The sequence below is a fragment of the Paenibacillus sp. EB106-05-06-XG162 genome (assembly GCF_058791655.1).
This window is the reverse complement of the sequence record NZ_JBYTDT010000005.1, coordinates 21,939-36,062: the sequence shown is the minus strand read 5'-3', so window position 1 is coordinate 36,062 and position 14,124 is coordinate 21,939. Positions and strand designations below refer to the sequence as shown.

At 40.4% G+C, this 14,124-nt stretch carries 7 protein-coding genes; 2 read left to right on the top strand and 5 right to left on the bottom strand.

What is annotated here, in order from left to right:
• Window positions 1-79: 79 nt before the first annotated feature.
• The 4 genes from AC3WU2_RS13185 to AC3WU2_RS13170 form a co-directional block, all read right to left on the bottom strand.
• Window positions 80-1,630 carry a response regulator gene (locus AC3WU2_RS13185; protein ID WP_492454788.1) on the bottom strand — a complete coding sequence of 517 codons (1,551 nt, stop codon included), beginning with the start codon at window positions 1,628-1,630 and terminating at the stop codon, window positions 80-82.
• Window positions 1,611-3,428 (bottom strand): cache domain-containing sensor histidine kinase, encoded by a 1,818-nt coding sequence (locus AC3WU2_RS13180; protein WP_492454786.1) that lies wholly within the window; start codon window positions 3,426-3,428, stop codon window positions 1,611-1,613. The genes AC3WU2_RS13185 and AC3WU2_RS13180 overlap by 20 nt, the downstream gene beginning before the upstream one ends.
• A gap of 267 nt (window positions 3,429-3,695) precedes the next feature.
• Window positions 3,696-8,201, bottom strand: coding sequence for a glycoside hydrolase family 2 TIM barrel-domain containing protein (locus AC3WU2_RS13175; protein ID WP_492454784.1), 4,506 nt, complete (start codon window positions 8,199-8,201; stop codon window positions 3,696-3,698).
• A 780-nt stretch (window positions 8,202-8,981) separates the two neighbouring features.
• Window positions 8,982-9,272 (bottom strand): hypothetical protein, encoded by a 291-nt coding sequence (locus tag AC3WU2_RS13170; RefSeq protein ID WP_492454782.1) that lies wholly within the window; start codon window positions 9,270-9,272, stop codon window positions 8,982-8,984.
• Window positions 9,273-9,923: 651 nt separating this feature from the next.
• Here AC3WU2_RS13170 and AC3WU2_RS13165 point away from each other — a divergent pair.
• Window positions 9,924-11,414, top strand: coding sequence for an MFS transporter (locus AC3WU2_RS13165; protein ID WP_492454780.1), 1,491 nt, complete (start codon window positions 9,924-9,926; stop codon window positions 11,412-11,414).
• Between the two features lie 169 nt (window positions 11,415-11,583).
• Complete coding sequence (locus AC3WU2_RS13160) at window positions 11,584-12,342, top strand: IclR family transcriptional regulator (RefSeq protein WP_492454778.1); 759 nt, start codon at window positions 11,584-11,586, stop codon at window positions 12,340-12,342.
• A 673-nt stretch (window positions 12,343-13,015) separates the two neighbouring features.
• Here AC3WU2_RS13160 and AC3WU2_RS13155 read toward each other — a convergent pair.
• A complete protein-coding gene (locus AC3WU2_RS13155; protein WP_492455301.1) occupies window positions 13,016-14,104 on the bottom strand; it encodes a GerAB/ArcD/ProY family transporter in 1,089 nt (362 codons plus the stop codon).
• Between the last annotated feature and the right edge of the window lie 20 nt (window positions 14,105-14,124).

Here is a 14,124-nt window from a genome sequence, read left to right as displayed (position 1 = left end):
CTATTGTATATGAAGAAAAGCGCAACCATTGATACGAAGTTACGCTTTTTCTAGCACTATATTATGCTCATGATTACGCTTACACCAATTTTTCCTTGACTAGCATTCTGTATTCATTTGGCGAGGATCCTGTCGTTTTCTTGAACATCTTGGTGAAGTAGCTCGGATTATCGTAGCCGACCTCTATTGCAATTTCATAGTTTTTCATCGTCGTCTGCACGATGAGCTTCTTAGACTGCTCCATTCTCAATTCCGTCACGTAATCCCACACATTCATGCCCGTTTCTTTCTTAAACAAGGAACTAAAATAATTTTTGCTTACGGCAATATAGCCGCAAATCGCTTCCAACGTAATATTCTCGTTATAATGTTTCGCTATATACCATTTCGCCTTATCGATCAGCTGACTGTTTACGGATTGATTTTCTTTGGAGGCAACAATATCCGCAACCAGCTGGCTCATAAACCTTTTCAGCTCAATCCATGTTCTATACTGATGTAGTTTAGATGAGGTTATTCCATTCACATATACGTATGCTTGATCCCAATTCATTTCCCATAACCGCATTTTCAGCTGCATCATCATACGGTAGCACAGCTCGTACATCTGCTCCGGTTCAGTTCCTACTGCATCGCTAATATGTTCGAACAACTGATCCAGCATCACATGGCCTTTGCTTATATTTGACGCCAGAATGGCCGTTGTAATCTCTTCCATCCAGTTCATTTCATTCCAATCGTAATGCGCTTCCTCCCGGTGCTGCAGCAATTCTTCACTATCAAATATAAATTGATCAGCCAAGTAAAATCGCAGTCTTGTCACTTCTACGGTTTCTTGATAGGCTTCCCACAACTGCTCCCAGCTCTGTTTCACTTTACTAATTCCAATAATATAGGTGACACTCTGATTCATTGCGTTTGATTTCAATTCTTCCATGATGGTGTTAAATTCCTCTTCTTGAATCATGACCACCCATTCAGCCGCAAGAATCTTAATAGGTTTATTCCAAATTCCATACCCGGTTATCTCACGATCTCGAATTTGCCTCACGTATTCCCATAAGAGCTGCTCCTCGTAGCTGTTCCCTTCAACACGGATATTCACAACACGGTAGGGCTGCAATAGATCGGTATGATTTCGCAGCAACTCCGTTACTCGATTCGAGTCTGATTGAAGGTGACTTAACAAAAAGTCTCTTATCAACATCTCCTGCTGCATCTCCTGATCCCGCCATACACATTCATGCATTTCCTTCAATCGTTCCACTTCGATCATGGCATCTCGGAGCAAACCAATAAGTTCTTGCTCATCCACAGGCTTCAACAAGTAACCCATCACACCATACTTCAGCGCTTCAACCGCATAATTAAATTCTCCATAAGCGCTCATAATAATCATTTTCAAGTCAGGGTATATGGCATTGGCAGATTTAATAAGCTCCAATCCATCCATCCGGGGCATTCGAATATCGGTGATCAGAATATCCGGTTTCTTTGCTGCAATCAGTTCCAACGCTTGCTGGCCATCCGTAGCCTTTCCGACAATTTGAAGCGATAGCGCTTCCCAATCAATTAAATTTTCCATCATACTCAGTGTCAGAACCTCATCATCAGCCAATAGAACTCTCATGGTCTATATTGTCTCCCCTCGGGAAAATGATCGTAATCGTAGTTCCGATATTCAATGTCGATTCAATCCATACACCATATTGGTCTCCATATTTACGAATAAGTCGCTGGTGAACATTGCGTAATCCAACACCACCATCATAATCACCTTCAACATGATCTAGCAAATCTCGGCAGATATCCTTTAATCTCTCAGGCGGAATCCCTACTCCATCATCTGAGATTTCTATTTGAATTCCCTGGGTGCAAGGATGAATTTCGATCTTAAAGCGCCCTTGATCATGATGTTCAAAAGCATGGGAATAAATATTCTCTACAATAGGCTGAAGCGTAAATTTCAGGCAGGGCTCTCCAAGCAATTTCGGATCACAACAAATCTCGCTCGTAATCTGATTAGGGTACCTGAAATTCTGAATTTCCAAATAACTTCGAACATGGTCCAACTCCTGCTTGATCGTCACAACTTCCTGCATATTATTGATCGCATAACGAAGCATAAGTCCGATTTGCGTCACCATCATACTTATATCCTTTGTGCGCTCCAGTACCGCCAATGCCTTAATCGATTGCAAGGTGTTGAATAAGAAATGAGGGTTAATTTGATTCTGCAACACTTTAAGCTCCATATTCTTACTTATCAACTGATACGAATATACATCCTGATTTAATTGCTGAATGCTCTGAATCATGTTATCCATGCGCTGACTAAGCTGCTGAACTTCCTCGGTACCATTCGAGTCATACAGAACAATATCGAATTGGCCCTGTTCTATTCGCTTCATCTTTTTCATTAGCGTCATAAGCGGTTTGGTAATTTTTGATGAAAGTAACATCGACGTAAGTAAGACTAGGATTAGCGAAATAATGATCATGACAATGATAATCTTCTTAATTGGACTAACATGACTGAAAATCTCATCTAGCGGGATGAAAGCAGCAATTTTCCACCCCGTTACGTTGGATGTTTGATATGCAACCGCATATTCTTTATTTTGAATTTTTACGGTCATCCGACCTTCTTCATCTTTAAATTTTATATTCTGAATTTCCTGCAAGCTTGATTTGAATTGGGAAGGAATAGGATTCACTGTCTTATTGTCATGATCCAGAATAAACAGGGACCCTGTTTTCTCGAGCGTAGGCTTATTTAATAGACCATCCAGATTATCCACCTTCAGATTGAATAGGACCATGGAGTTCATCATTTCACTAGGCTTGAAAAAATCAACAACAGGTGCGACAGCTGAAATTACCTTTTGGTTGAGTGCATTGACTCCTTCTTCGGGGTGAATATAATAATCCTGCGGATGGACGCCAATGAACTCTACTTTAAAGAGCGGATACTTTTTATTCTCAAACCAAGGTTGATTGTAAAAATTGTAGCCTTTATTTATTGCTTTACCGACACCCTCGATGATTTGCCCATCCTTATTTAGAATCCCAATCTCTTTGATTTGCGGATTGAAATTGACGACATTCTGCATCAAGCTGACGGTTTCCCGGCTGTAGTACAGTTTGCGTTCATAATTGTCAGATGACTCTTCTCTTACTAGCCCGATCGAATTCGAGTTCGCTGCGACCAATTCCACCAAGGATTTTATTTGGTTAAAGTAAGTGTCCATACTTATTCGTTTTTCATCAATGATTTTTTGCGTATATGCATATGTTTCTGTGATTAGCCTATCTGACATGAATCGATAGGTTATGATCCCTAATAATGATAGAACAAACAGAAAAATAATACTAAAGTAAACAACGATTTTGACACGAATCGTATTCATTTTCCATTTGCTAATCACGATATCACCGCCTAGAAAATATAATAGTTCATTTTATCAAAATTCATCCCCTCCAACTATGAAAATCTCAAGGTGTTGAGCGCATAAAAAAGACAAGAGTGACCGCTCTGATCTTAACGTATTGGCTAAATCTTCGATTCGACACCACCTTCGATAGAAATGCTAGCAGGAATGCTGACGTCTGCGGTTCATTTAGAACCTCTCCATTTCGGGTAATAAGCTAAGGGGGAGACATATCTCCCCCTCTTAACATTTGCAAAATAATGTTTATTGCAGTATCGCTTTGGCTACGATAGCGAGGTCTTCAATATCAACCTTACCGTCATGATTCACATCCGCTTTGTCATTCCAGCCCGCTTGACCTGGTTGTTTGCCGTATGCCCCTGCAACAATAGCCAAGTCTCCAATAGAGATGCTTCCGTCTCCATTGACATTTGCGGTTATTTTCTTGCTGTCGAATACTTGGATGGCCGCTTCCAATACGGCTTTCGCGCTATCCACCTGCTGCTGAGTGGCATTTGGATCGTTTGCTGTCGCATGCGCCGTATTGATGGCCGACTGCAATTGTGCTTTGGAGCCCGTCGCATACAGGCCGTCCCCATTGCCTTCCACCGCTGCATCGTACTTCGCCTGAGCGTTTGCGATCGATGCATTCAGGAGCGACTTATCTACAGGTGTACTAGGTATACTGATTTGTATTTCTCGGGAGGATCCGCCGACCTGCAGCTCATTCCCCTGTCCGTTCGCAATCACTACACTTCCTCCGGAAATGGTCGTATTGGTTGCTTGGGATAAAGATTTGGCCTTGAATTTGAACGCAAGCAGATCCCCTTGGGCAGGCACCCCTTGGTTCGCGCCCACACTGGCAGCCACAATCCGGATTTGTCCCGGCGCTGACTCCTTTTGATCGATGACTTGGAATCCATCTTTAGACGATGTAACCGATTCGAACTGCAACTTCGCTGGATCATAGTGTAGCGTCAAATCTTGAGCGTTCATTTGCTGGTACACGCTTTGTGTGACGTTGCTAATTCCCATCGTTACTTCAAATGTTTGACCAGACGTCACCTTATCTGCTCCGGATATAACCGTATGAGGCATTGTCAACGGCTCTATACTTACACCAATCTCCGCTGCGCTTGCCCACCCGTTGACACCCGCCGTTGCTTCGAGCTTAACATATGACGCATTTATCGATGTAAAAGCTACGTTTTTCTCCTCGTTGTCAATTGCCCAGTTTCCGCTTGCAACCTTGGTAAAGGTTACCCCATCCGTACTTACATATATATTATAGGCTGTAATAATTCCGTTGCTGCCTGATTCCCTTGGCAAGTACGTCAACTTATTAATTTTGTAGGTTCCTGCAAGATTTAACGTAATCGATTGTGGAAGAGGATCGGATTCATCCCATTTGGTATGCCATATCGTAGTTGGGTCCCCATCAATCGCCATGGACGCACTATTATCTTCGCCGTCCGTTTCCTGGCTCGTCGCTGTTGCCGTCATTTGTGTAGAAGGAATCTTATCTACAGTCACGTTAATACTTGTTGTCAATGGCACGTTGTTCGGGTTTTCAAGTCCGTTAGGCAATGTTACAGTACCAGGTACCGTAAAGGCCTGCGCCGTTTTGACAACCGGATCGTAGCTAATGCCGCTTAAATCCCAAGTCACATCAGCATTCGTACTTCCCAAAGCTGCCTCAGTTATTAGTCCTACTTGTTGGGGCAAACCAAGGGCTGCCGCGGTTTTTGCAGATCCGATGACCGCTTCGATAGGTGCAGGCGCTATTATGCTTGTAAGCGCGTTGCTCGTCTCTGTATAGTTGTCATTATCGGTTAAACGCATTTTAACCGTATTCGAATACCCTGAACTTACGGATATTTTTTTCGTAATATTGGAACCTGCCCCCCAGCCTTGGGTCATTCCTGCCCATTCATTATTCATGTTGAACCGAATTGTACCATTCGGATTAATACTAGCTCTTGCAGAACCCTCACCATCGCCTTCCATTTTCACCCGCTTGTTAGATCCAGCAAGTATTAATGAGGCGAAATAAACGTTTCTCTTGGAAGCTCTGAATTCATTCGTTCCCCTGCCGCCGGTGTCATTGATTCCGAACTGGAAGTAATCTTTTTCATCCTGCGACCATGCCCATTGCGGTTTGGCAAGATACGTATCGCTTCCAGTGACCTTCACCTTACTTGCGGTGCCTTCGTTCTTCGCGATATAATCCAATGGATAGGCACTCCATGTGCCGTTTCTCTTCCACGAAATTCGATCGGCTGTGTTTACAACATCATAGCCAACCCCTACTTCAGACAGACCACCAGATAAGGTTGTCGGCATTGTTCCACTTAATGCATAGCTTGTTGTTATGAGACCGCTACCATCGATTTTGACCGTAAAGGTACAATTCAAAGTACCACCATACTTGCCAACAATGGTCATCACTGCTTCGCTGCCAACAGTTGCCGAGTGGTTAATAGATGTAAACGTCCATGCACCTAGGTTCGAATTGCCCAGATTCAGGTACGGCCCCCCAGTCAATATGTTACTTCCATTGTAATCGGCGCTCGACACCATGCCCGTAGTTTTACTGAATGTGATCGAGAAATTGCTGCCATTTACATAATAATTGGAGGTATCCGATGTAACAGCTGGTGCTGTTCCCTGCGGTCCTGGGAATTTAATCACACGTGATCCGAGCGTAAAGTTGTATTCATCGACATATTCAGTACCATTGTACACCTTGACATTCACAACATCGCCGTCCACCCAACTTCTGGAAGGCAATACGAGGAAACCTTTGCTGCCGCCTGGCGCCATATCCGGACCCGTTACGCTGCCAGTACTCGTACCAACGGTCCATTTAAATTGGATTTGATTTAAGTTCGTATGATTGTATCTGTTCTGAATAGGTATCGAAAGCGGATTACCCGTTCCTGGATTTAATACTTCTTTCTTATTTTCATTAATAACGACTGGAGAATACGCCTTTTTCACATTCCACCATTCCGGTTTCTCCCTGTTCCATACATCAAGAATACCCCAATCATAAAGCGAGCCTCTATGATCACTATCTCTGTATACAGGACCATTCGCTCCATAATAGGTGGCATCATTGGACATCCATATGGCCCCGCCTAGATTAGTAGGCGCTTTATACATTTTCTCCCAAATATATTTCAGTTCCTCGCCGTAAAAATCTCTTACGCTCGGGTCTGTTTTCATATACGCTCCATCATTGTCTCCAAAATAATTAATATGAGCGTACTCTTCCAAAAATAGGGGCCTATTATAGGTGCCTGTCATACTATTATTGACATCCGGGTAATGCCAAGAACTAATATCTTGTAGGGTACTATCCCATTCGTAACTGAAAATGATCGGTCTACTCGGATCTTCAGCCTTGATATAGTCATATTCTTTCTGAAAATTGCTTCCCCACTCTGTGCTTTCATTGCCGATCGACCACATAATAATCGAAGGATGGGATCTATCTCTCTCCACCATTTCAGACAATTGATTAACGTACCTGCTCGTAAAAGCTGGATCACTCGAACTGCCCGGAGCTACCCCCTGACTTCCAATAAAAAACACCGAATTTTCCGACTCTACATACAGCCCGAGTTTATCACATAAGTCCAATACATATTCGGTTTGTGGGAAATGGGCCGTTCTGATCATGTTGATGTTGGCAGCCTTCAATTTTCTCAAAGATTCTTCATCGTTTGCATTATTAGATGTGAGCCCTAATGTCGGGTTTGTTTGATGCCAATTTACGCCCCTTAACACAATTCGTTGACCGTTTACAAACATATCTTTGCCAACCCATTTGACGCTTCTAAAGCCAACGTTATTGCTCACTGTCTCAACGACACTACCGCCAACTGTAACCTGAGCAGTCAGCTTATACAAGTTCGGATGCTCCTGATCCCATTTCACGGGAGCGCTTACAGGTATGTTTACGGTCGCTTCGGGCGATGCGGATGTAAGATTGATCGATGACGGACTAATTGCGACCGGATTGCCGAGCGGGTCTTGCAATTTCAAATTAATAGTCCCGCTATTAGCAACTCCAAACTCCATTGCTGCACTAACGTTCAGTGTACTGTTCGTATACGTGGAATCAAAGAGCGTATCAAAATGCAACCTTGTCAAATTGTCCTTCGGAAGGGCAATCAAAGAGACATCTCTCACAAGCCCTCTCGAATGCCTGTATTCCACAGCTGTATCTGCATTACGTGCCGTTAGTCCGATCGTTACAGTAGCCGTCTGTCCAGGCGTTACATAATTGGTAATATCGCAATCCCATGTGGTAAAAGCACCCTCATGATCTCTAACAAAATTACCATTCACCCATACTCGGGCGTAATCGTATCCGCCCTCCAAACGAAGCAGAATTTTTTTTCCGCTGAAATCGGCTGGAATACTGATTTCTTTCTTGTATGGGTATTCGACGTCTCTATTGATCGTAAATCCTTGAACTGCCAAATCTCCTGGGACAATAGCATTTGACCAGTTTGACGGATCAACTGTATTGGACCAAAAATTCGTTGGAACATTTGTTGTGAATTTCCATGTACCGTTAAGAAGCACCTTCGAGTTTGCTACGCCTGTGACTGAATCCGGAATGGGAACAATAACCGGACGTGGCCAAACGCTATTAGCCGATGCCGTATCCGAGCTTACAATCTGTGTTGATAAGATACCTATCGTCGCTAATGTGACAATCAACACAAGTTGGAGCGATCTTCTAATTCTGAAGCCCATTTAACTACCTCCCTTAGATTGGTTACGCTTACATTTTATCGTGTTTTACAATGCAGATATTGAATCACCACCCGAAAAAAATAGAAAATATTTACAAAACTTAGTTACAATACTTATTCTACCTTTGTTATACCGCAACTAATACGACAATATTTCTATGTTTCTAACACAATATTCCTCTCTTCAGTACGTTTGCACTGCCAAGCGCACAAAAAAACCAGTAAAGCAGCTTCATAGCAATAATGAGATTCTGCAGTGGTTTGAGCATATCTTGAAAGAGCCATAGCAGAAATAATATAAACATTGTACAGACGTCGGACAGAACAATAATTAAAAGCTTCAAGAATTGGTTTGCATCCTTGGTGACAATGCTCTCATCTAAAATATTTACTATGTACCAATCTGTTCTCTCAAACGGATATAGTTTGACCATCTTCTTCTATTTCAATTGTGATCGAGTACAAGTCAAACACCGGTCTGGATGAATATGTGTTTTTATTTTCCTGCATTGGTGTTGATAAGATTACCTGAGCAAAGGATTACTAGAGTTTGGTGCTGCCTGTTTTATTTGTCGATCAAAATTAAAAATAATTTCTAAAGCATCGTATGGATCGAAAACTGCTACTATACATTATTATCTATGAGATAACATCGATACTTTCTTGAATTCTTCTCTAGATTTAGAAGACAAAAAATCCACCGAAAAACTAGTGGATTTTCATTTCAAACTAATTAAGTATCCCTCATAGCCCTTACCATACGTACGATTCAACCACCAAGTTACTTCTCATTTTCATCTATACTATCATCACCATCATCCCCGGCTTCACTCTCTAATTTCTTTTTCAAATAATCTAAATTACCTAACTGAATCTCTTTTATAACATCTTTAATATCAATTCCTCGATCTTTGATAACGATAATTGTATCTTCTATACTTTTCACCTTCTGCTCCTGCTCCAGGTCTTTAATTTTCTTGCTAACGGTCTTTAGCTCCTCATCGAGCTTTTCTTTCTTTTTTAGCAAAAATTCTTGACGTTCCAATAGCTTTTGCAATTTGATATCATCCATGTTGTCAAACCCTCCCATATTCAACAATCATAATAATCATGTTTATAGGAAATTTATCTGTAGAGAAACAATAACAATGTAAATTAGTCCAAAAATGGCTAAACCCATAATTACTTTAACATGTGAATCTGATAGTGAAACTTTCGCTGCAGCTGTTGGTTGGCTGAGCGTTGTAGGGTTTTCAGGAAGGGCAATAGAATCAACCGGCCCAATACTTCGATTGATGTTCCTTACATTAGGAATAGAAGACGGTTCGAGGTTTAATACAACTTTGGTATCCAATACGGGCGATTCAACTTCCTTTGAAGGTTCGTGATTCTGAGGGCTATTCTTCAATGACAACTTCAATGGTAATTGAGTTTCCCTCCCTGCAATAACTTCAAATGTATTCGTAACTTCAATGTTATAGTCCGTTACATTCCCATTTTCAGTTCTTCTCCAACACTTTGAGCAACTGCCGCCTTAATTTTCATTTTGAAATTCCTCCCGTAATAAATTCCAATATGTTTTACATCACTTTTTTTATATACACCCGGACAAAAAAGTTGTAAACTATTAATAAACTAAGTTTACTAATGATAAACAAATTTCGGGATTTATAAAGAAATTAATATAACCCCCCAAATTTAGACAGTTTAGAAAGGGAACTACATGAAATTGCAAAAACATTGGAAAATATCTTTGTTGGCTATTTTAGCTATTGGACCAGGATTCATCCTAAATGGTGCCCTCACATCAGTCCAAAGCCTTATTCAAAAAAATTTTGGTCTAGAGACAAGCTCTTTGTTTAGTCCACTTATCATCGGCTCTATAGCATTTGCTTTATTTATTCCACTAGGTCCTTTACTAAAACATAAACTTGGAGTTCGTTTAACTTATCAAATCTCAATGACCCTTTTTATTTTAGGGGCATTATTGGCGGCAAGCGCCACGGATATGCAATGGTTATCAGTTGGACGTTTTATGCAAGGTATCGCTACAGGAGTCATGCTTATGATCATGATTCCAATGCTTGTCCTTTCTTTCCCAATCGATAAACGAAATTTGTCATTAACTATACTTTTGGGTGGATTTTTTGGTTCTGTGATTATGGGGATGTTTCTAGGGAATGTTGCAATCATGATTAAACAATGGAGATGGTTATTTTATATAGCTGGGGCAATTTCCTTAACTGGGATGATGTTATGCCGTCTTTTTTTACAAGATGAACATCCCCATCATCCGGAGAGTCATCATCGATCAATGGATATACTAGGTATAACCGTTATGATAATTATCTCTGTTTCAACCTTAGCCGCATTCAATCACCTTCAAGAATGGGTTGGTTCACCATTTAATGTTTGGTTCACAATTGGGGGAATCTTTCTAACTTTAATTGTTTTATTCATCGTTGAATATAAGGCGAAAAATCCTCTTTTAGATTTCCATTTGATTATGCATCCAAAACCCCTGTTAGGAATGCTGATTACCATTACAAGCAATACCGTGATGGCCGGTACGTTATTAGCATTACAGGGACTACTTCAAAATGTATACGGTATCCCTACAAAACAGCTGTTATTATTGTATATGTGCCAATTTATTGGTGTAATCGCGGCTGCGTTGCTCTGCACCTTACTATACGACAAATTAGGTCCCGGACTGCTTGGTATGATTGGCTCGCTTGCAATAGCAACAGTCAGCCTTCAATGGTTCTACTTAAAGGAGCCCTATTCGTTCATGTTGATGGCCTTGGATTTAACTCTTTTGACTGCTGGGATCGGTATAACCACGGGATCTGGACTTATGGGTGCAGCTTTAGGGGGGGCATTGCCCGATTTAGTAAAGAGAATGACAGTTGTTCAGTTTATTAGATATTCCTTATATATTGCATTAACTGTATTCATCGGTTGGGTTTTAAAAGAGGATTCTGCTTCCAATCTTAAAATGATCGTTCTGACAAAAACGATTCAAAATGAACAAGAAAAACAATCCATTGCTTTATCTATGACTTATCATGACTTTTTCTTAGCATCGTTCATTTTAAGTTTGCTTTTATTGTGTTTATGCCTTGGTAAGCATCTAACAGGCAAAGGCCACAAATTAGCTCATAAACCTCACCACGAACAGAAAAACAAACAATTTAACTCGTCCATCCAATAAATTTTACTGTAATTAACACATAAAAACTGAGCACGACGAAGCGTTCTTCCAATCTGTTTTTTCTTCCTTTCGAAAGCCTGTTCAAAAAGTAAATTTCTCATTATTGAAGTGTGTGAAGGATGAGTGTTAATCTAAAGATATAGAACAGGAAAGGTATGATTTAATAACAATGATTGAAGCAAAAGGACATGGTATCCAGTCCCTTGAGTTGGGATTGGATATTCTTAAAAGAATAGCGGAAGAGGGACGTCCCCTTACTGTTACGGAAATATCCGTTTTGTGTAACATTCCGAAAGGTAAACTTCATCGTTATCTTACCAGTTTTACCCGCAGTGGTTTTCTCCATAAAAGATCGGATTTAAAATATTGTTTGGGCATGGATTTGATACTTCTCGGTCTTAAAGCGTCAGAACAACTTGATATTCAAGAGATTTGTCTTCCCTATCTGATAAATTTAAAAGAATTCCTAAATGAAACCGTAGCCCTAGCGATTTGGGGGGAAAATGGCCCTTTCTTTCTAAGATGGGAAGCAAGCAATCGTGCTGTCAATTTAGGTATCAAGGCCGGTTCACAGGTAAGTATGACCGAAAGTGCACCTGGTAAGTTATTTGCGGCTTATTTACCAAAGGAAAGAACAAAACAATTAATACAAAAAGAATTAAAAGAAGCTGGAAAGAACTCTGCCTTATTTTTTGAGGAATTACAAGAGATTAAATATAGGGGATTCTCTGTAACAACGGGGACAGTTTTACCAGGAATCACTGCAGTAAGTTGTCCAGTATTTGATGTGAATGGCGATATTTCAGCCGCTTTAACCGTTGTATCTATGGTAGGAGTACTTGACTCATCTGAAGGATCAGACTTCATAAATACTCTAAAACTAAAAACTTTTGAATTGTCCCAAGCATTAGGGTATAAACCAAAGTAAAATATCCCATAGATTAAAAACCAAAGTACTGCCTAAATCACGCCTAATAAATATTAGAGAAGACTCATTATGTCTCTAAAAATAGCTTAGAGAGATAAATGTATTACGAATACTGCCCCTATTATCAAACTCCTTCTCGGGGGAATACCTCGATAGGCACTGCATGGATAACTCAGGAATCAGCTATCTTGTATGTAAGTGAGGAATTTGGGTGATGAAGTAGTATTAAATCGAATTGTATATATTAAGGAAAAGAACATAGATAAGCATTTACGGTATGGCTTCTACAACGGAAAAATGAGGGGTCATCACAAGTCTTATGCTTCATCATCTGACCCTAGTAAATAAACTCCGAACATTGAATGAAGTTTTCTGCATACTAAAACCACAAAGTGAACTTCACATAGCGGATTTGAGAAAAGCGCAAAATGGACTGATGCGCATTGCGGTCCTTTCAATCCAAGTCCTTGATGGTTTTAATACGACAGCGGATAACGTAACCGGCCTTGGCTCCTGAAATACAGCCCATACTTTCTTTTGCAAACCGAAATAGAGAACAATGAAATAGAAAAAAGACTTATTAAACCTCTGATCATACTACCATCTGAAAAAAAATTAGAATATCATTTAATAAACCCTTTCACCATTACATTTAATCAAGCTACCAATTGAGCTAAGTAAATTTTCTTCGGATCTTGCTAACCACCAACAACAGCAAGGGAATCCCTAACTCATAGACGGGAAATGCAATTGGAATTACGAAAAACATGTAATAATAATGGGTAAATACCTGGATATTTTTAATCGACACAGCCATGATAAACGAAATAGGAGCAAGAAACCAAGCTACTTTTCGCCAATCCTTCAGGTGTAACATTTGTGCTGTTCCATAACATGCGAGAAACATGTATAACGACAGTTTAACAAAAATACTAAAAAACCAAATAATAACAATCAGAATATCCACATTTTGAATGAATTCCATGACGGATATGAAACGGCTCAAATCGTAAACCGGATACAAAAATCTTGAAGGCAAATTCGGACCGAATGTTAAAATCACCGCTAATGTTCCGATCGTTACCAAGAAAACGGCCAGTCCTACTCCCCACATCGCCCGTGATGACGCTTTGTCCGGTTTGTCCATAAAGAAGACGAGCATTGTCATCATGACAGATTCTCCAAAAAAAGCCGCTACAGGGGTATAGGAACCTTTAAGGATTGGTAGCCATCCAGAATCCTGATAAATGGGTAGCATATTATGCCAATTCATATTTCCAAGATTCAAAATGATTACAAACGTTATCATTAAAAGCACCATGGGCCCAACGATTTCACTTAAGCGTCCAATGCCTTCCACCCCACCCTGGTAAATGATAAAAATAACCAGTAACATAGCAGTAAAGACAATAACCCACAAAGGTGTATTATGAAACAACGCGGTAATAATGAAATCACCAAATTCACGGACGGTTATCCCATTAATCTCGTACCATACAAGTAAGTAGGGAATCACCATCAGCTTTCCTAGCCATTTACCGAGAATGGTTTGACTAAATTCAATCATGGTTTGATCCGGATAAAGCGAACCGAGTTTGGTTGCTAGAAAAGTAATGGCAATCCCAACAAGCCCTGCAATCAACATCGAGATCCATGCATCTTGTTTAACAGTACGGATTGTAGATGGGATGATCAGAAGAATTGTTTGACCCACTTCTAATGTGAACATCATCCAAAAGATTTGCGTACCAGAGATTTTCATTGTAATTCTCACAATCCATA